General features: G+C 60.3%; 14 protein-coding genes. 5 read left to right on the forward strand and 9 right to left on the reverse strand.

The features are described from left to right. Positions 1-12: 12 nt before the first annotated feature. Together BLR72_RS00275 and BLR72_RS00280 are read right to left on the reverse strand one after the other, a co-directional pair. Positions 13-1,248 carry an SGNH/GDSL hydrolase family protein gene (locus BLR72_RS00275; RefSeq protein WP_091943959.1) on the reverse strand — a complete coding sequence of 412 codons (1,236 nt, stop codon included), beginning with the start codon at positions 1,246-1,248 and terminating at the stop codon, positions 13-15. A gap of 13 nt (positions 1,249-1,261) precedes the next feature. Beyond that, positions 1,262-2,485 carry a lytic murein transglycosylase gene (locus BLR72_RS00280; RefSeq protein WP_091943963.1) on the reverse strand — a complete coding sequence of 408 codons (1,224 nt, stop codon included), beginning with the start codon at positions 2,483-2,485 and terminating at the stop codon, positions 1,262-1,264. Between the two features lie 311 nt (positions 2,486-2,796). Between BLR72_RS00280 and galU the strand changes: the two genes are divergently transcribed. Next, positions 2,797-3,696, forward strand: a complete 900-nt coding sequence (gene galU / locus BLR72_RS00285) for a UTP--glucose-1-phosphate uridylyltransferase GalU (RefSeq protein ID WP_091925786.1) — start codon at positions 2,797-2,799, stop codon at positions 3,694-3,696. A gap of 535 nt (positions 3,697-4,231) precedes the next feature. Here the strand turns inward: galU and BLR72_RS00290 are convergent. Further along, positions 4,232-5,953 carry an outer membrane beta-barrel protein gene (locus tag BLR72_RS00290; protein ID WP_175492245.1) on the reverse strand — a complete coding sequence of 574 codons (1,722 nt, stop codon included), beginning with the start codon at positions 5,951-5,953 and terminating at the stop codon, positions 4,232-4,234. A gap of 172 nt (positions 5,954-6,125) precedes the next feature. Here BLR72_RS00290 and BLR72_RS00295 point away from each other — a divergent pair, with 172 nt between their 5' ends. Continuing rightward, positions 6,126-7,121, forward strand: coding sequence for a KpsF/GutQ family sugar-phosphate isomerase (locus BLR72_RS00295; protein WP_027229502.1), 996 nt, complete (start codon positions 6,126-6,128; stop codon positions 7,119-7,121). Here BLR72_RS00295 and BLR72_RS00300 read toward each other — a convergent pair. The 5 genes from BLR72_RS00300 to BLR72_RS00320 all read right to left on the reverse strand — a co-directional run bounded on the left by BLR72_RS00300 (position 7,118) and on the right by BLR72_RS00320 (position 11,803). Beyond that, positions 7,118-7,576 carry an NfeD family protein gene (locus BLR72_RS00300; protein WP_091943969.1) on the reverse strand — a complete coding sequence of 153 codons (459 nt, stop codon included), beginning with the start codon at positions 7,574-7,576 and terminating at the stop codon, positions 7,118-7,120. The two genes, BLR72_RS00295 and BLR72_RS00300, sit on opposite strands and share 4 nt — an antisense overlap. 22 nt (positions 7,577-7,598) lie before the next feature. Continuing rightward, entirely contained in the window at positions 7,599-8,594 is a 996-nt protein-coding gene (locus BLR72_RS00305) for an SPFH domain-containing protein (protein ID WP_172982664.1), read from the reverse strand. A 120-nt stretch (positions 8,595-8,714) separates the two neighbouring features. Beyond that, entirely contained in the window at positions 8,715-9,764 is a 1,050-nt protein-coding gene (gene hemH, locus BLR72_RS00310; protein ID WP_091943972.1) for a ferrochelatase, read from the reverse strand. A gap of 280 nt (positions 9,765-10,044) precedes the next feature. Beyond that, the gene (locus BLR72_RS00315) at positions 10,045-10,764 is read right to left on the reverse strand and encodes a tellurite resistance TerB family protein (RefSeq protein WP_091943975.1); all 720 of its coding nucleotides are present in this window, start codon (positions 10,762-10,764) and stop codon (positions 10,045-10,047) included. A 109-nt stretch (positions 10,765-10,873) separates the two neighbouring features. Further along, positions 10,874-11,803 carry an oxygen-dependent tRNA uridine(34) hydroxylase TrhO gene (locus BLR72_RS00320; protein ID WP_091943978.1) on the reverse strand — a complete coding sequence of 310 codons (930 nt, stop codon included), beginning with the start codon at positions 11,801-11,803 and terminating at the stop codon, positions 10,874-10,876. 169 nt (positions 11,804-11,972) lie between these two features. Between BLR72_RS00320 and BLR72_RS00325 the strand changes: the two genes are divergently transcribed. Further along, positions 11,973-12,611 (forward strand): 2-dehydro-3-deoxy-phosphogluconate aldolase, encoded by a 639-nt coding sequence (locus BLR72_RS00325; RefSeq protein WP_091943979.1) that lies wholly within the window; start codon positions 11,973-11,975, stop codon positions 12,609-12,611. A 633-nt stretch (positions 12,612-13,244) separates the two neighbouring features. Here the strand turns inward: BLR72_RS00325 and BLR72_RS22605 are convergent. Next, a complete protein-coding gene (locus BLR72_RS22605; protein WP_091943982.1) occupies positions 13,245-15,110 on the reverse strand; it encodes a peptidoglycan L,D-endopeptidase MepK in 1,866 nt (621 codons plus the stop codon). A 351-nt stretch (positions 15,111-15,461) separates the two neighbouring features. Here BLR72_RS22605 and BLR72_RS00335 point away from each other — a divergent pair, with 351 nt between their 5' ends. Together BLR72_RS00335 and BLR72_RS00340 are read left to right on the forward strand one after the other, a co-directional pair. Further along, on the forward strand, positions 15,462-17,339 hold the full coding sequence (locus BLR72_RS00335) for a M3 family oligoendopeptidase (protein ID WP_091943984.1): 1,878 nt from the start codon (positions 15,462-15,464) through the stop codon (positions 17,337-17,339). Next, a complete protein-coding gene (locus tag BLR72_RS00340) occupies positions 17,339-18,253 on the forward strand; it encodes a heme-dependent oxidative N-demethylase family protein (protein WP_091943987.1) in 915 nt (304 codons plus the stop codon). Before BLR72_RS00335 ends, BLR72_RS00340 begins: the two co-directional genes overlap by 1 nt. Positions 18,254-18,365 lie beyond the last annotated feature (112 nt).

The raw sequence follows: 18,365 nt of genomic DNA on the forward strand, positions 1-18,365 counted from the left end.
GCGATAGAGGCCTCATTGTTTCGGCCATGAAAAATCGTTGACCCGGCCGGGCTGCCCCTCGGGCGCTACGCCGTCGATGACCAGCCGGTCGCGCGCAGATTTGTCGCCGCCAACTGCCGGACGGGGAGCAGCGCCGAGCAGATCGGTGCCACCGTCCAGTTCCGGATCGTTGAGGCTGACCGGCGCAAGCCGGTCGATCTTGGAGGGCGCCCCCGGCGCGCCGGTCAGCGCCTGTACCGGAGCCCCCGGTTTGATCGCGGCAATGTCCGGCGATGTTGCATTGCCGAGCATCTGCCGCAGCGGCTTTTCCACATAGAATGCCAGTTTGCGTTTACCGGCGGCAGTCATGCCAATACCGTCATTGTTGCGCAGACGCGCCGTCTGGCCGGAAACATCGAAGCCGGACAGGGTGAAGTTGCCGCTCTGATCGACAAAACCATCCCAGACATCGACAAAGGTGCCCCCCGCCTTTTCGGTGGCATTGCGATAGAAGTCGTTGAATGCGAGGACGTCGTTGGTGATGCTTTTCGATTTGAAGGCAGGCTGGCCCACCCATACGACAGGTTGGCCCGCCTTCTTCACCGCATCGAGAAAGCCGTTCATCCGCGCCTGGTATTCCTTGGTCCAGTCGTCGGTCAGAAGTACCTTGCCGTCGGAGAATTGTTGGCGATCATTGGCCCCAATCATGATGACCACCACGGCCGGTTTTTCCTTGGCGATCATTTCACCGATGGAAGCCGGCCAATCGCGATGATCACTGCGCACGAAACCCGAAGATCCATCGGCCTTGTCGATGACACGCACGCCCGGTGCATCAATGAACGCGGCATCGAGCCCTTCCGCGAGGCTGCCGGCCATGAAGTCGCCCACGACCAGCACCGGCTTTGCGTCGGGCAATTTCGCCTGGATCGGAGCCTCGCTGTTTGGAACCGGCGATGTCCTTACCGTGTCCGGCCGCGGGCGGGCGCGCTTTAGCGGCGGCCTGCTCTTGCTTGGCGAGCGGGCGCGCCTGCCGTCATCGATCAGGCGGTCTGTATTTTCGCGGTAGATGCGCGGACCGAACAACATGTCGAGCAGCGTGCGCGCAGTTGCATGTTCGATGAAGAGGAAGGTGCCGGCGAGGGCAATGGCGATTGCAAGCAGCGACGGCGACCGAAGGACGGTTGGCGCGGCAACAAGGCAGGCCGGCAGGAGAGCGGGACGTGAACCAACGCGCGAACGTAATCTGTACCTGCCAAACCCAATCATCTGCGTCACTTAACTATTTTTTCCGGATGACGGTCAGCACTTCCTTGCTGGGATGACCGTCCGGATCAAGTCCCATCTGCTTCTGGAACGCCTGGATGGCATCCCGCGAGCTCGTACCGATCTTGCCATCGACCTTGCCGTCATAATAGCCGAGTTCGCGCAAATGGCTCTGCAATTCTTCGCGTTCCTTCATGGTGATCGGCGTGAAGGGGCGGTTCCAGTCCTGGCGCAGGCCCGGGGCCCCGGCGATCTGGTCGGCGAGCAAACCCACGGCAAGCGCATATTTGTCGGCATTATTATAGTTCTTCAACACGAAGAAGTTGCGTGTCATCAGGAACGAAGGGCCGGCACGGCCGTCCGGCACCTTCAGCGTCGCCTTCTCGCTGCCGCGGGGGAAGGGCTTGCCATTGGCGCGCACGACGCCAAGCTGCTGCCATTCGGCGATGGTGTGCGAGCCGCCGGGGAGTTTGCGGCCGGCCGGCAGGACGACTTCATAGCCCCAGGTGCGGCCACTCTCCCAGCCATTCTTGCGCAAGAGGTTTGCGGCCGTAGCGAGCGCATCGGGTACGGAATTCCAGATGTCGCGTTTGCCATTGCCGTCCATGTCCACCGCGTATGCAAGATAGCTGGTCGGAATGAACTGGGTGTGACCGAGCGCGCCCGCCCACGAACCCGTCAGATGGCTGCGGTCGATGTCACCGGTCTGCAGAATTTTCATCGCTGCGATAAGTTGCGTGCGCGCATATTTTGCCCGTCGCGGATCGGCATAGGCAAGCGTCGCAAGCGAACGCACCGCGTCGCGCATCACATCGTCGCGTTTCATGATCTCGCCGAAATTGGTTTCCATCGACCAGATGGCAAGCAGGATATTGCGATCGACTCCGAAGGATTTTTCGATCGCCCCAAGCCAGCGGCTATACTTGCGCGCCATTTCGCGGCCCGTCTGCACCGAATGCTCATTCACACGGTTGTCGAGATAGCCCCAGACCGGTTCGGTAAACTCCGGCTGAAATTGAGCCTTCTGCAGGACTTCCGGGTCGATCTCCGTCACGCCGGCAAAGGCACGCTGGTAGGTGGCAGCGGAAATGCCGCTGCTCAACGCGGTTGCGCGAAAATCCTGTATCCAGCTTTGGAACTTCGCATCGGCTGCGGCGATCCCCGTCGATCCTGCCAATCCAAGGCATGCAACCGCTGCAGCGATCATGACGCGCCGTGCGAACCCCGTTGAACTCACCATTATGTTTTCTCCTCGAACTGTGTTTCCACATTTTTGGGTCAAACGATAAAATAGACATGGCAAAGTTAGGAATTGGTTTACCATGCATCGGCAAACGCGCGCTGCCAGGCTACATTAACAACGGCAACGAATATTTATTTTACAGCGTTATGTATTTTGGGTCTTTGAGACCGAATTGTCTAGCGCATAAACCCAGAGCCGGCGGCGGTTTTGTACAAGTTTATGCGTAAATTTGAAATGATACTGTTCGCTTGCATCTTGTGCAGAATGCATCGTCAGTAATCGAAGCGTGCAACACTGACGAGGTAACGATGACGACGAGAAAGCAAATCCGTAAGGCCGTCTTTCCAGTTGCGGGTTTTGGTACCCGCGTGCTCCCAGCGACAAAATCCATTCCCAAGGAAATGCTGACCGTTGTCGACAAGCCGGTCATCCAATATGTGGTGGATGAGGCGCGCGAGGCCGGCATCGAGCATTTCATTTTCGTGACCGGACGCAACAAGGCTGTCATCGAGGATTATTTCGACGCGCAGTACGAGCTCTATGCCACGCTCGCAGAACGCGGCAAGACCGGACTTCTCGAGGAACTCCAAGGCATCCAGCCGGGACCGGGAACAACGAGCTTCACCCGCCAGCAGGTGCCCATGGGGCTTGGCCATGCGGTCTGGTGCGCACGCGACATCGTCGGCGATGAGCCATTCGCGCTATTGCTCCCTGACATGATCATGCAGCCCGAATCGACCGGTTGCATGGCCGATATGGTGGAGCTCTATAACCAGTCAGGCGGCAATGTCATCGCCGTGCAGGAATGCGATCCGGCCGAAACGCATAAATACGGCATTGTCGGTCAGGGCAGGCCGGTCGGCAAGGGTTTCGAATTGACCGAGATGGTCGAGAAGCCGGCCAAGGGCACGGCGCCGTCCAATCTTTACATCAATGGCCGTTACATCCTCCAGCCGGAAATCTTCGACATTCTCGAGCATCAGGAGCGGGGCGCAGGCAATGAAATTCAGTTGACCGACGCCATGCTGAAGTTGACGAAGGAACAGGACTTCTTCGGCTACCACTTCCGGGGACGTACCTATGACACCGGTTCGAAGGAAGGCTTCGTCGAAGCCAATGTTGCCTTCGCCCTGTGGCGCAACGACATCCGCGGGGGCGTCATCGACAATATCGGCAATATGCTGAAGACGATCCAGCCTAAGGACTGAGGGGGCGTGTGGCGGGGAGCCTCGTCGGGCGGCTTGCCGCTTGGTTTACCCCTCCACAGTCATCCGTGTCCGAGGTCTGCTACGCAGTCGAGGAAATTTACCCTATCTGCCGTCATCGTGGGTCCTCGGGACAAGGGCCCGAGGATGACGGCAGTGGTGGATGGATGACTGGTAGTGTGGGGGGCTCTTTGTGGCTCTCACGTACGAGACGATGCCGTCGCCGCCGTTCCTGTCAAACGCGTCGTCGCGCTCTTCTCTATTGGCATAACGGCCGCACCAAATGGTTTATTCCCGATCTCTCCATCATCCTACGGACCCTTACCCTCTTCGCCGTCATCCTCGGGCCCTTGTCCCGAGGATCCACTGTTATGACGGCTGCTGCGTTGATGGCTCGACCACGTGGTGATTGATCCTCGGGACAACAGCCCGAGGATGACGGTCGTGGTGGGTAGATAGCAGTGGGGTGTACGAACGCGGTGTCAGTCGCGGAGTGCCGCTGACTTCCGGACGCACAGGGCCGGCCTCGCCATGGGCGCTATCGTTGCAGCGTGACCCCTACGAATATGCTGGTCTCGTTCGTATTGCGGGTGTCCACCTCGCTGCGCGTCAGTTCGTGACGGGCGCTGATATCAAGACCGAAGAAGCGGTTGAACCAATAGGTAGCGCCGATCTCGGCACCGAAACCCTTGTCCCAGCCGGTATCGTCCTTGTTGTCGCGCAGCGAAACGAAGAGATTAGCCTTGAGATCGAGATTGGCGCGCGCCTGCCGCTTGATGCCGACCGTGCCTTCATAGAAAACAGAGCCGCTATCGCCGGGTGCCGTCGCTCCTTCGATGCGGGTGAGAAGGCCGATATCGACGTCGGTCCCTCGCCGCGGCGACCATTTGATCGCCCCATCAACGCTAAGACCTTCAACAGCATTAAGGCGATCGTCCTCGATGTCCTGGCGCAGGTAGCCGAGCGCGAGTTCTCCCGTCAGCTTTTCACGGATATCGAGCTCGAAGCCGCCGCGTAGCCCCGTGCGCATGCCGGAGCGGCGGAAACCATTGGAATCCACCGCCTCGTCATACATCAGTTTGCCGATTTCTACCTCGGCGAACGGCTTGATCGCCGGCGACATTTCAAAGCCGCCGCGCAGCGCGACACTCGCAAACGTATTGTCCCGGTCCTTCTGGCTCGTTGTGGTGCCGTCGGAGAATTCGGCATTGCCGTAGGTGGTGTGGTCGACATTGCCTTTGACGTCGGCGAAGAATTGGCCGAATTCCCGGCGCACCCCAAGATTGGCGTCGACATCCTGCACGGCCGGGCGATTCGACGTGCCGACGATCGTCGTGGGCGCGCTTGGGTCTTCCTGCCGGTAGCGATAGCCGGCCTCACCCTTTACCGTGGTGCGCGCGCCGAGGTCGAGTTGAAATCCGCTGCGCAGGGCGATATTGGGCGCCGAATAGTCCTCACCGACGAGGGATTTGTCGTAGAGGCCATCAAAATCCAGCCAGGCGGAATGACGCGACCAATCGGTCGTGGCGCGGGCGCGCAGGCGCGTTTCCGACAAAAGCGCGCCGGACCCATCGGAACTGCCGTCGGCATTGGTCGTGGCGCGGAGGCCCGTGCTGATTGACGGGCGCAGGGTTACCGTGCCGGCTCTAATGCCAAAAGGCGCAAAAGGTTCTGGATCGGGGCGAATGGCGCGCCGTTCGATGGCGGGTTCCGGCAGATTGTCGCGCTCGGCCGGGCCCGCCGGCGGGTTCGCCTCCCGGTTCTGCTCGATCGGCGGGTTTGGGATCGAATTGGTCGTCTCCTCGTCAACAGCCGCGCGGACGCGACGCGACGCCACAGTGCGTGCCGCCCTGTCCTCGGGAATCGGTCCGAACTGGTCGACTGGCGGTGACTGCGCGCCAAGATTGTTGCTGTCATCGGCGGGGCCGGAAGGCAGGAGATCGCTGTCCGGCGGGACGCCGCGCAGGCCAAGACCTTCATCGCCCGTCACAGGCGGAAGCGCGCCGGGGCTCAAGGGTTCGTAGGGTCGCGAGGGGATACCGCTGTCGGGAGGTGGGGTTCCCGGCGGCGGAACGGTATTCTGGGCGAGAATGCGCCTGCCATTGCTCTGTGCCTGCAGCACATTTTCGCCGACCGGACCGCGCAGGGGGGCCTGTTGCTGGGCAAGTGCGTGGGGGGCAAGCACGGTCGTGCCGAGCAGCGCTGTCAGGAGACAGAAGATGCTGGCAGGTCTGAAGCTGCCGCCGGGCGGGGCTTCCAAACGTGGGTGCCGAGGATGCATATGCAGGTTTGCCAATGAGTTCGAACGTTGAGGGATGGTAAAGAGGCATGGTTAATGACCTGCTAATTCGCGGTGGTTGGGATGCCATTCCCGGGCATTGCCTTGAACAAAAATTGGACAGCCGGGATGCAAAGCGCTAACGGTTCTCGCCATGCAGGCTATCAATCACACCGATCTCGACAAATCCGCAGCGGTCGAATCCGCCAAACGGACCATCTCAACCGAAACCGACGGTCTCGTTGCGCTGAGCGAAGCGCTCGGCGGCCCGTTGGCCGAACCGTTCTGCCGCGCCATCGAAAAGATCGCCTCGATCCGCGGGCGGATCATCGTGACCGGGGTCGGCAAGAGCGGCCATATCGGTTCGAAACTTGCGGCGACATTTGCTTCGACCGGAACCCCGGCGTTCTTCGTGCATCCCTCGGAGGCAAACCACGGCGATCTCGGCATGATTGCCGTCGACGATGCGATCATTGCCTTGTCATGGTCGGGGGAGACGGCCGAACTCAAGGGCATCGTCAGTTATGCGATGCGCTTCCGTATTCCGCTCATTGCGGTGACGGCCGGTGAGACGTCGGCCTTGGCGAACGCCGCCGATGTTGTGTTGCTGTTGCCCCGCGTGACGGAAGCCTGTCCGCATGGTCTTGCGCCGACGACATCGACGCTGATGCAGCTTGCCATGGGCGATGCGATTGCCATCGCATTGCTGGAAGCACGCGGCTTCACGGCCGGGGATTTCAAGACGTTTCATCCGGGCGGGTCGCTTGGCGCCAGCCTGACCCATGTACGCGAGATCATGCATAGCGGCGACCAGATACCGCTTGTTCCGCTCGGAACGCCCATTCCCGACGCGATGAAGGTGTTCGCAGCCAAGCGCTTCGGCTGCATTGCGGTGCAGAACGAGGAAGGCACACTCGCTGGCATCATCACCGACGGCGATCTGTCGCGTAACCTGCATCGCAACCTCATCGCCATGAATGTCGAAGACATTATGACGCGCGATCCGAAGACCGTGCCGCCGACCATGCTGGCGAGCGCCGCCCTTGCGCTTCTCAACCAGCACAATATTGGCGCCCTGATCGTGACCGAGAAGAACTATCCGGTCGGGATCGTGCACTTCCACGACCTGTTGCGTATTGGAGCGGCCTAGGCTGCTTCGACGACGAGGATCCCATGATCGACGGCGGTTATGCGCACGCGCGTGCCGGCGGCGAGATCCGGCCCGTTAACCCGCCACAGACTATCGCCTACGCGGGCTCTGCCGCGTCCGTTGACGGTTGCTTCCTCCAGCGTGACGACAAGACCGACCATCTGTTCGGCGCGGCGGTTCAGCAATGGCTCGTCGGAGACGGCATCTGTCGCGCCGATAAGCTTGCGGCCGATGAAGACGGCAATTACGGAAAGCACAAGGAAGATGATGACCTGTATTTGCCAGGTAAGCCCAAATGCCTCGGCAAAGAGGATCGCGAGCCCGCCGACGATGATGGCTGCGATGCCGAACCACAAGAAAAAGATGCCGGGCGCCGCCACTTCGAAGATCATCAGCACGAGACCGAGCACCACCCAGTTCCATGGCCCAAGTTCGGTAAAAAGGCGCTCAAGCATGGCTGTGCTCCTTCGCCGGGCGTCAGCTATTCGTTCCGCCGGTGCCGGGTACCGTTCGGCCGCGCACCGGTGGCGTCGAGGGTGACGGCGACGCCGGTTGCGCGCCGTCGCCGAAGACATCGCGTGCAAGCGCGCCAATACCCCCCAGCGTGCTGACGAGTGAAGACGCTTCCATCGGCATGAAGATGATCTTCTGGTTGGGGCTTCCGGCAAACTTGCCGAAGGCTTCGGTGTATTTCTGGGCGACGAAATAGTTGAGCGCCTGGACGTTTCCGCCGGCAATGGCGGCAGAGACGATTTCCGTCGCCTTGGCCTCGGCTTCAGCCAGGCGCTCGCGCGCTTCTGCCTCGCGGAAGGCGGCTTCGCGCCGCCCTTCGGCCTCGAGAATCTGCGACTGTTTCAGACCCTCGGCACGCAGGATCTGCGCCGCCCTCGTGCCTTCGGCTTCAAGAACGACCGCACGCTTGTCGCGCTCGGCCTTCATCTGCCTTGCCATAGAATCGAGCAGATCCTTTGGCGGGTTGATATCCTTGATCTCGACGCGGGTCATCTTGATCCCCCACGAATGCGCCGCCTCGTCGACGACGCGTAGCAGCCGGTCATTGATCGCATCGCGGTTGGAGAGAAGTTCGTCGAGAACCATCGAGCCCATGACGGTGCGGATATTCGTCATCGTCAGGTTGAGAATGGCGTTCTGCAGGCCGCTCACCTGATAGGCAGCCTGCGGCGCGTTGAGGATCTGGTAGAAGGCGATGCCGTCGACGGCAATGTTGGCATTGTCCTTGGTAATGACTTCCTGGGTCGGAACGTCAAGCACCTGTTCCATCATGTTGAGTTTGGCGCCGATGCGGTCAAAGAAGGGCACGATCAGGTTGAGACCCGGCGCGAGCGTGCGCGTATAGCGGCCGAAGCGCTCGACGGTGTAATTATAGCCCTGCGGCACCGTCTTGACGCCGGCAAACAGGACCACGAGCACGAGGATGACCAGAACCGGTATGGTGAAGTCGAATCCGCTCAACGGCATGCTGCTCTCCCTGGCCGACAGCCGCTCAAGCGGCGTTACGAAACGTTACCGCCCGTGAGCCGGCAAGCGCAAGATAGACCAAAGCAGCGATTCGAGCGAGCCCGCGGGGTCCCTCTAAATCCAGCCCTGCAATTCGCGGCGCACAAGGGTCTCGATGACCTTCATGCCTTCCTCAGAATCATTCAGGCAGGGGACATGCGTGAAATTCACCCCGCCATTGTGATGGAAGATTTCCGCGCCTTCGCCGGCAATTTCCTCGAGCGTTTCGAGGCAATCGGCAACGAAGCCCGGATTGAAGACGGCGACGGACTTCACGCCGTCCTTGGCCAGCTGCTCCAACGTCTTGTCGGTATAGGGTTGCATCCATTCTTCCGGGCCGAAGCGCGACTGGAATGTGGTGATAAGCCTGTCTTCGCCCCAGCCGAGCCGTTCGCGCAGCAGACGCGTCGTCTTCCAGCAGTGGCATGGATAGGGATCGCCGCGCTTGAAGTAGCTCTGCGGGATGCCGTGATAGGAAGCGATGAGCAATTCGGGCTCATAGCCCAGCGACGCGTAGTGCTTTTCGATCGACGTCGCCAGGGCATCGATATAGGCCGGCTCGTCCTGATAGGAGGGAACGGTGCGGGTCGCCGGCATGAACCGCATTTTGACCAGCGCCTCGAAGAACTTGTCGTTCACCGTCGCCGTGGTCGTTGCCGAATATTGCGGGTAGAGCGGGAACATGACGATACGCTTGCAGCCCTGCCGGTCGAGCCGCTGCAACGCTTCCTCGATGGAGGGCCGGCCATAGCGCATGCCCCAGTCGACGACGACATTGGGATGGGCGGAAAGCGCTGCGGCGAGTTTTTCGCTTTGCGAACGCGTATAGGTGCGCAGGGGCGACTCATTGCGCTCCCGGTTCCAGATCTTGTCGTAGAGCGCGCCGGATTTCTTCGGGCGCGTGTTGAGCACGATCCCGTAGAGCACGGGCAGCCAGATGGCCCGCGGCCACTCGATGACGCGCTTGTCCGAAAGAAATTCGGCAAGGTATCGCCGCATGGAAACCTTGTCGGTGCCATCGGGCGTTCCAAGGTTGACGAGAAGAACGCCGACCTTCGACGTTTCGATTGCCGGATGATCGTCGGGCTTGCGCACCGCCACCCGGGCCTCGTCTGAAATTGCCATATACATACTCCACGCTTGCGCGGTGGAACGTAGAGCGGGCAGGCTTTATTGCAAGAGTGCGAAAGGCCGCATGCTCGTCCTTGGACTTTGCGATGATCAACCTTGATGGCGGATGCGCGTGGTTCTGTCTTTATTCATGGGTCCTCGGGCTCTTGTCCCGAGGATCCACTTCTATGACAACCGATGCGTGGACGGCTTGAGCCGCATGGTCATGGTCCCCAGGACAAGAGCCCGACGATCCAAAAACAGGGCACCGAATCCCTCTACGCAGAAACGCGCCTCAAGCGGCCGTATTCGCCTTGGCGTTCGCGACCGTCGCCTCGATATGGTCGATCAGGCTGTCCGGCAGTTTCAGCCGGCCTGCAAGCAGGTCGAGATAGCCGCGTTCGGCTCGGGTCTTCGGATCGATCGCAAGGCGGGAAGCCGTATAGAGCTCAACTTTCTGCGCGTCGGTGACGGCCGCGGCAATGATTGCATCGAGGTCGACGGGCGCATTGAGTTCGTTCGTGAGAAACGCCTGCGTATCGCTGTTGAGGCCGGAAAGGGCGAGCTTGTCGGCAATGCGCTTGCGCTCCTCGTCATCGACATGTCCATCGGCACGGGCGGCCGCAATCATCGCGCGCACCAGCACAAGCGCAAATTCGTGCTCGCCCTGCGGCGCGGTTTCGGGATGGAAGCTCGAGTCATTCGGCGGAGGCAAGAGCTCGCCATCGAGCGTCGTCGGCTGCTCGGCCTCGGCAGGCGTCTTGCCCGACTGGTAGTTCTGATAGGCTTTGTAGGCGAGGCCCGCCACGGCAGCGAGACCGCCGAGCTTCAGGGCGCCGCCCGCCACGTCCCGGCCAGTTCCGGTGCCAAGCAGGATAGCCGCTATCGCGCCGGCCGCCAGCGGATTGTCCTTTGCCATCTGAGTCGCCTTGCCCGCAGTGTCCCGCACGGACGTGCCGACGCCGGGGATATTGCTTCCAAGGAAATCATCGAGAATCTTCTTCGGATCAAGCATGCTAATCTCCTCTTTGGCTGCATGAACTGGCCTGGCTTAGTTAGGACCGGGTTCATGGCATTGCAATGACAGGAAGGAGATTTGTCGTCCGGGCTTCGGCGGCGCGGTATTACGAGCCTATGTGCTCTTTGGCGCCACGCTCACGGGCAAGACGCACCTGCTTCTGCCGCTCGGCAAATCGGGCACGGTCAGCCTCGGTTCGCTCATGATAGCAATGGGGGCAGGAAACGCCTTCTTCGAACAGCGGCGAAAGCTTGTCCTCGGGTGCGACCGGATTGCGGCAGGCGTGGCAAAGCTCCGCCTCGCCCTCGACAAGGCCGTGACCGACCGACACCCGCTCGTCAAAGACGAAGCATTCGCCTTCCCAGCGGCTTTCCTCGGCCGGCACGTCCTCGAGATATTTCAGGATGCCGCCTTTGAGGTGAAAGACGTCCTCGAAACCGAGGCCCTTGACGAAAGCCGTCGCCTTTTCGCAGCGAATGCCCCCCGTGCAGAACATGGCAATCTTCTTGCCTTCCAGTTGGTCGCGGTGGTCTTCGACCCATTGCGGAAATTCGCGGAAGGTCTTTGTCTGCGGATCGACTGCCCCGGTAAAGGTGCCGATGGCCGTCTCGTAATCGTTGCGCGTGTCGATGAGGATCGTATCCGGGGCGGCGATGAGCGCGTTCCAGTTCTCAGGCTCCACATAGGTGCCGACGCTTTGCAAGGGATCGATATCAGCAACCCCCATCGTGACGATCTCTTTCTTCAGCCGCACCTTCATGCGCTTGAAGGGCATTTCGCTGGCATAGGAGTATTTCAACTCCATGCCGGCGATAGCAGGTTCGGCATTGAGGAAATCGACAAGCTGTTGGATGGCTGAGGCCGATCCTGCAACAGTGCCGTTGACACCTTCGGCGGCAAGCAACAGGGTTCCCTTTATGCCGAGACCGCAGCAAAGCTTCGCCAGCGGCTGCTGCAGCGACTGGTAGTGATCCAGTCGCGCAAAGCGATAGAGCGCGGCCACTTTGAAGGGCAGGTTTGAAGAATGGTCTGTCATGATCGCCTCCAACTACTGTGCCGGCAGGCGGATTTCAAGCATTTTGGCAAATCGACGCGGTCGCCTCACACTCTCGTCGCACTTGTTTGCCAGTATTTCCGGGTTTCGATGGACAAAACCGCCCCGCGCTACTAAATCGATTAAACCCAAGGCTAGTGGAGAGAATGACATGCCCCAGAAGACCGATTTGCTGTTACCCGTCCTCAAGGGCCAACCGGTCATTCCGGTCATCCTCGTGCACGATGTTGCGCACGCCGTGCCGCTCGCGCGGGCGCTTGCCAAGGGCGGCCTGCCGGCGATCGAGATCACCCTGCGCACGCCCGCCGCCCTTGACGCCATCCGCGTAGTCGCCGCGGAAGTGCCGGAAGCGATTGTCGGCGCGGGCACGATACTCAATGCGCGCCAGTATGAGGAGGCCAGCGCTGCGGGCTCTCGCTTCATCGTCAGCCCCGGGGCAACGCCGCAGCTGATCGAGGCCGCGAGGGACAGCAACGTACCGCTTTTGCCCGGCGCGATTACGCCCGGCGAGATCATGGCGCTGCGCGAGGAAGGTTATACGATGCTGAAGTTTTTTCCGGCTGAGCAGGCAGGCGGTGCGACTTTCCTGAAATCGCTGGCTTCCCCGCTTTCTGGCACCATGTTCTGCCCCACGGGTGGGGTCAGCGCCGCCAACGCCAGAACGTATCTGAGCCTACCGAACGTCGTCTGTGTCGGCGGATCGTGGGTTGCGCCGGAAGAGCATGTCAAAGCCGGCAACTGGGACGAAATCACCAGGCTTGCGGCAGACGCCGCAAAGCTGGCGGGCTGACGTCGCGTAGTTCTGGCACCGGCCGCCGTCATCTTTGGATCGACCGTCTCCCGGCATCCTCCGCCGCTGCCCCGCCATACCCTATTTCCACCGTCACGGGCGTTGTCCCGTGGATCCACCTTCAATTCGGATGCGTGTGTGGCTCCGCAACGTAGTTTGGGTCCTCGGGTCAGGCCCGAGGATGACGGCGGTGGTGGTGGATAACGGTGGTGCTGGATGAAGGCCGGGATGGATGGATCGATGTATGCATGACGCCAGTCTTACCGGATAAGGTGATACATCCACACTCACTAGGAGGGGTCACGTAACCGCGATGTCATCCACGGTTCAATAGCATCCCCGTACTATCTCGCGGCGACGGCCGCGACGCGCTAATTCCACACTGGATTTGAACGGGCAATAACGGGTTCGGAGGGGTGTCTTCTCTAGTCCCTACCCTCCGCCGTCATCCTCGGGCGTTGTCCCGAGGATCCACCTTCGATTCGGAGGCGCATGCGACTCGGCTACGTGGTTATGGGTCCTCGGGTCAGGCCCGAGGACGACGGCGGTGGTGGTGGTGGGACGAAGGTAGTGACGTATAACGCCTGTAGTGGCTTATAAAACACTACCCTCTCTCTGTCGCAGGAGGGGAACTTACGAACCGCTGGTCGGGCTGAACTTTGCGATCTGAAGGAACGTCACGGCCTTGCCAGTGAACTTGTTGGCGTCGACCGGCGCATCATGCTGGAAGCCCGTGACATAGACCGTCGTCGGCGCGGTGCGCAGCAAGGCGTTGCGGATCACTGCCGGTTCGACGTGCGGCGCCACCGCTGCCACCTGCCGGGTCGAGAGTGCGCGATCGGGCACCTCATTGCCAACCTGGATTGCCCGCGGCGCCTGTTCCTCCGCCGCCTTCCGGTGCGGTTTGGCGCCCTTCGTCGTCGTCACGACGCCGCTGTTGAGCATTGCGGCAGGATCGCCCTTGGCATGCAACATCGTCTCGCGCAGCGTCGCCATCGGCTCAGCTGAAGCCAGTTGCAGGTTTTGCTGGGCTGCCGGCTGCGGGTGGGCCACGCGGTCACCTGTCGAGCCTTGAACGGTTGGCAGAACCTTGGGCTGCGACGCCGCTACCGACTGGCGCAGCAGCGCCTCCGGTGTCGGGTCCTCGTCCGGTATGGTGATAACATCCTGTTCGGCCGAAGCGTTCTCAGCAGTTGGAGTGCTTGCCACGGCTGCAGCACTCGCCGGCGCGGGCCGCTGATCGGGAACGATCGACGCCATCAGCATGTCATTGTGCTTCGGCTTTTCGAACGGCACGGGCACGAGCGCATTGACCATCTCGGCCTGCGCCTTGCCGGCATCGCTGTCGGAATCGTCAGGGTTGGCCGCGATCAGCTCGCGGATGGCGCTCGCGCTATCCTGCGGACGCGGCTCGGGCAAAGCAGCGATAACCGTCGACTTGTCGGACGCTAGCGCGTTGAGCGTTGCCGGAGCCTCCGGCGCGGGTGTCGGCGTATAATCGGGGCGGCGCAGCGGCACCGGCACATTCAAGGCCAATGTCTGGCTGTCGTCCGGCGTACCGGCCTGGTCCTGTTCGGCCGGCTGCGGCGCCTTGGCCGTCGTTGCGACCGGAGCGGCCGTACCCTCGGCCTCGTCCGCCACGGATGCGGGCTTGGTCACGGCGCTTTTCGCCGGCTTTGCCGCCGACGCTACAGCAACTGAACCTTCGCTGTTGTCTTCATCTTCGTCGGCACCGCCGCCAAAGAGCATGCCGAACAACGTCTTGCTGCGGCCAGAGCGCGAAGCGCTGGCGATCTGGATGGAGCTGCCATTGCGGCGGCGCGCTTCATAGGCGGCAACGGCCTGTTCATAGCCAGGCAGCGGCTTGCCATCCGACGGAATGTGCAAAGTCTTCCCATCCGGGAATACGGTGAGGAGTTCCTTGCGGCTCATGCGCGGCCAATAGCGCACATTACCGACATCGGTATGAACGAAGGGCGAGCCGGATGTCGGGTAGTAACCGACGCCGCCGGCCTGGAACTTCAGGGCAGTGTAGCGAAGCGTTTGCAGCTTCACGCCCGGCAGGTACCAGTCCATGGCCTTGCCCAGAATATGCTGGCTTTTTTCAGCAACGCCACGCGAGCGCGAGCGCAACATGGAATTGGTCGATGGCGAACGATAGCCGCAGACGACATAAATATAGTCGCGACCGCCGACCGTCTGGTAAATCTGCCAGACCAGATCGAACAGGCGCGGATCCATCTTGGTGGGTTCGTTGCGGCGCCAGTCGCGCAGGAACTGGTTGAGCTTGTTCAAACCATCCTGCTGGAAGCGGCCATCTTTCTTGAACGTGACTTCGATGCGTTCATTCGTGTGGACGGCGTAGAGCTTGAGGGTGCGGGTTTCTGCATTTGCCTGGGTGGAGGCAAAGAGCATCGACGCGAAGATCATTGTGACGGCAAACCACGCAGTACGCGCGAGCGAGGCAACCGTCAAACCGCCGTTCTTTGCATGCTTCATATATGCCAATTTCGTCCCAACCCTGACCGCGATACACAACCCCCGGATGGCTGAATTATCGGATTTAATGGTTAATGGTCGCTTTACTGAAGAACAAATACGTTGAGAGCATGGCAAAAACGCACGAAGAATCCATCGTTTTGTGACATGGTCAACGGGTTGTTAACAGCACAATTAAGGCGTTTTAACGAATGAATCCATCCTGCAAAAGTCTAAAAAGTGCTTCAATGTAAAATAAGCTAGATGCTACTAGGACCATTGCAAACTCGTTTTTAAGGTTTAGCAATTTCCGACTGATTACTCCGATTCGATCCTTCACGGATTGTTTCACTGCTTTAACATGGTGCTGAAATGACTTTGGAAACAGATAGATACACAGGCGAAGATGCTGTGCGGGCTGCTCCTGCGAAGGACGCTGGCAATCCGGCAAAGGCCGATCAGGCCGCACTCGGCACGCTTCCAGTATGGAACCTCGGCGACCTTTATCCTTCCGCGGACAGCAGTGAACTCAAGGCCGATCTCGTCCGCGCCAACGCGCTTGCGGTGGCATTCGAAGACCGCTGGAAGGGCAAACTTGCCGCTGAAGCCGGAAAGCCGAATGGGGGCGACTTCGTTCAGTCCATCACCGAGTTCGAGGCGCTTGAAGAGCTGATCGGCAAGATCGTCTCGTTTGCCGGCCTCGTTTATGCCGGTGACACGTCGGACCCCAAGCATGCCAAGCTTTATGGCGACATCCAGCAGAAGATGACGGATGCCAGCACCCACCTCATCTTCTACAGCCTCGAATTGAACCGCATCGATGACGCCATTCTCGACAAGGCGATGAATGACAATCCCGCCATCGGCCACTATCGCCCCTGGCTGACGGATCTGCGCAAGGACAAGCCCTACCAGCTTGAAGACCGACTGGAGCAGCTGTTTCACGAAAAATCGATAACCGGGCGCGGTGCCTGGAACCGTCTGTTCGACGAGACGATGACGGCGTTGCGGTTTACGGTAAACGGCGAAGAAATGGCGCTGGAGCCCACTCTGAACCTGCTGCAGGATGCAGATCCGGCTCTCCGCAAGGCTGGATTCGAAGCACTCGCTGCAACATTCAAGGATAATTTGCGCACTTTCACCCTCATCACCAACACGCTCGCCAAGGACAAGGAAATCTCCGATCGCTGGCGCGGCTTTGAGGATATCGCCGATAGCCGGCACCTCGCGAACCGGGTTGAACGGGAGGTGGTCGATGCGCTGGCGGCGGCGGTGCAGGCCGCCTATCCGAAACTGTCGCACCGCTACTATGCGATGAAGGCGAAGTGGCTCGGCCTTGAATTTCTCAACAACTGGGATCGCAACGCCCCGCTGCCGGAAACGCCGCAGGCGGTCATCTCCTGGAACGATGCGCGTGAAACCGTGCTTTCGGCCTATAGCGGCTTTGCCCCCGAAATGGCCGATATTGCGCGCCGGTTCTTCGACAGGAACTGGATTGACGCACCCACTCGGCCTGGCAAGTCACCCGGAGCCTTCGCACACCCCACCGTTCCCTCCGCCCATCCCTATGTGCTTCTCAACTATATGGGCAAGCCGCGCGATGTGATGACGCTTGCCCATGAACTCGGCCACGGCGTGCACCAGGTGCTTGCGGGCGGTCAGGGCGCCTTGATGGCCTCGACACCGCTGACGCTTGCCGAGACGGCATCCGTCTTCGGCGAAATGCTGACGTTCCGATCGCTCCTCGAACAGACCCGCGACAAGCGCGAGCGCAAGGCGATGCTGGCACAAAAGGCCGAGGACATGATCAACACCGTCGCGCGCCAGATCGCCTTCTACCAGTTCGAGCGCCGTGTTCACACCGAACGCATGGAGGGGGAACTTACCTCCGACCGTATCGGCGAAATCTGGCTCGACGTGCAGAAGGAGAGCCTTGGGCCGGCCGTGCATTTCGCCCCGGGCTACGAGACCTTCTGGACCTACATCCCGCATTTCATCCATTCTCCGTTCTACGTCTATGCCTATGCCTTTGGCGACTGCCTGGTGAACTCGCTCTATGCGGTTTACCAGAATGCCGAAGCGGGCTTTCAGCAGAAGTATTTCGACATGCTCAAGGCCGGCGGCACCAAGCACCACTCCGAGTTGCTGGCCCCATTCGGCCTCGATGCCACCGATCCCGCTTTCTGGCAGAAGGGCCTTTCGGTCATCGAAGGCATCATCGACGAACTGGAAGCCATGGACGCCGACTGATGGATGCAGAGTCACCCTGGCAAGCTCCGAGGCACACGCCGTATGACGGTTCGGCGCAGCCTTTCACCATCGGCTTGCAACAGCTCGACCACAGGGACTGGATCGAAATTGACGATCATCTGCTTAGCTATCTTGCCGAAAAGCAGCGGCTTTTTGCACGCCACGGCGAGAAGATTTTCGTAGAGGAGCCAGGCAGCGAACCGGGCCAGAAGGAAGTCTTCGACCTGCTGACCGCCCACCTCATCGAACATTATCCGGAACGATATGTGCGCAAGGGCAATGCTGTCATTGTCTCTGGCAGGGACGATGCCATTGCGATCGGCGAAGCCGCAACGCCCTACCTGCACCGGGCGGCAAACCTCGTGCAGGAGGACCTTGTGCTCATGCGCAAGGACGAAAGGCGCGGCTGGCACCTCGGTGCCGCCTCGTTATCCTTCCCATCATCATGGACCCTTCTCGAAAAATTCGGCCGTTCCATGGAAGAGATTCATGCGCCCGTCCCGGATTTCGGCGCAGGCACCCGCAATGCGGGCCTCATCGCGCGCATGTTCGACAATCTGCGCCCGGACCGCTCGGTTTTCCGCATGAACTGGTCGCTTCAGCCGGATGGCGAGCTCTACCACCCCTTGGCAAGCCATGAGAAAGGCGCGCTCTATACGGACGACGATATTGCGGCGCAGAGTTTCGTTCGGGTCGAGCGTCAGACATTGCGCAAGCTTCCCGCCTCCGGCGACATTCTCTTCACCATCCGCATCCATCTTGACCCCATAAAGGCGCTCAAGAAACACCCGGAGTGCCGGGCCGTCGCTGAAGCTTTTTGCCGGCAACTCGAGGCATTGAACCCGGCGCAATTGCACTACAAAGGTATTATGACGATCCGCGATCGGCTTTTAACCGCGCTGAGAACCCTATAATCGCGCCTCGATTAACAGTAGATTGAAATTTTCAACATGCAGCGCAAAGGGTTGTTTGCTCTTTGTCACATCTATGCTCTATGGTTTCTTTGATGCCGATCTATAGCGGCTG

Origin of the sequence: Phyllobacterium sp. YR620, from assembly GCF_900104165.1 — a bacterium.
GTDB classification, from domain to species: domain Bacteria; phylum Pseudomonadota; class Alphaproteobacteria; order Rhizobiales; family Rhizobiaceae; genus Phyllobacterium; species Phyllobacterium pellucidum.

Bases quoted from the DNA above. Each gene is read 5' to 3' on its own strand.
- BLR72_RS00275 (WP_091943959.1), bottom strand. From the start codon at position 1,248: ATGATTGGGTTTGGCAGGTACAGATTACGTTCGCGCGTTGGTTCACGT.
- BLR72_RS00280 (WP_091943963.1), bottom strand. From the start codon at position 2,485: ATGGTGAGTTCAACGGGGTTCGCACGGCGCGTCATGATCGCTGCAGCG.
- galU (WP_091925786.1), top strand. From the start codon at position 2,797: ATGACGACGAGAAAGCAAATCCGTAAGGCCGTCTTTCCAGTTGCGGGT.
- BLR72_RS00295 (WP_027229502.1), top strand. From the start codon at position 6,126: ATGCAGGCTATCAATCACACCGATCTCGACAAATCCGCAGCGGTCGAA.
- BLR72_RS00300 (WP_091943969.1), bottom strand. From the start codon at position 7,576: ATGCTTGAGCGCCTTTTTACCGAACTTGGGCCATGGAACTGGGTGGTG.
- hemH (WP_091943972.1), bottom strand. From the start codon at position 9,764: ATGGCAATTTCAGACGAGGCCCGGGTGGCGGTGCGCAAGCCCGACGAT.
- BLR72_RS00315 (WP_091943975.1), bottom strand. From the start codon at position 10,764: ATGCTTGATCCGAAGAAGATTCTCGATGATTTCCTTGGAAGCAATATC.
- BLR72_RS00320 (WP_091943978.1), bottom strand. From the start codon at position 11,803: ATGACAGACCATTCTTCAAACCTGCCCTTCAAAGTGGCCGCGCTCTAT.
- BLR72_RS00325 (WP_091943979.1), top strand. From the start codon at position 11,973: ATGCCCCAGAAGACCGATTTGCTGTTACCCGTCCTCAAGGGCCAACCG.
- BLR72_RS22605 (WP_091943982.1), bottom strand. From the start codon at position 15,110: ATGAAGCATGCAAAGAACGGCGGTTTGACGGTTGCCTCGCTCGCGCGT.
- BLR72_RS00335 (WP_091943984.1), top strand. From the start codon at position 15,462: ATGACTTTGGAAACAGATAGATACACAGGCGAAGATGCTGTGCGGGCT.
- BLR72_RS00340 (WP_091943987.1), top strand. From the start codon at position 17,339: ATGGATGCAGAGTCACCCTGGCAAGCTCCGAGGCACACGCCGTATGAC.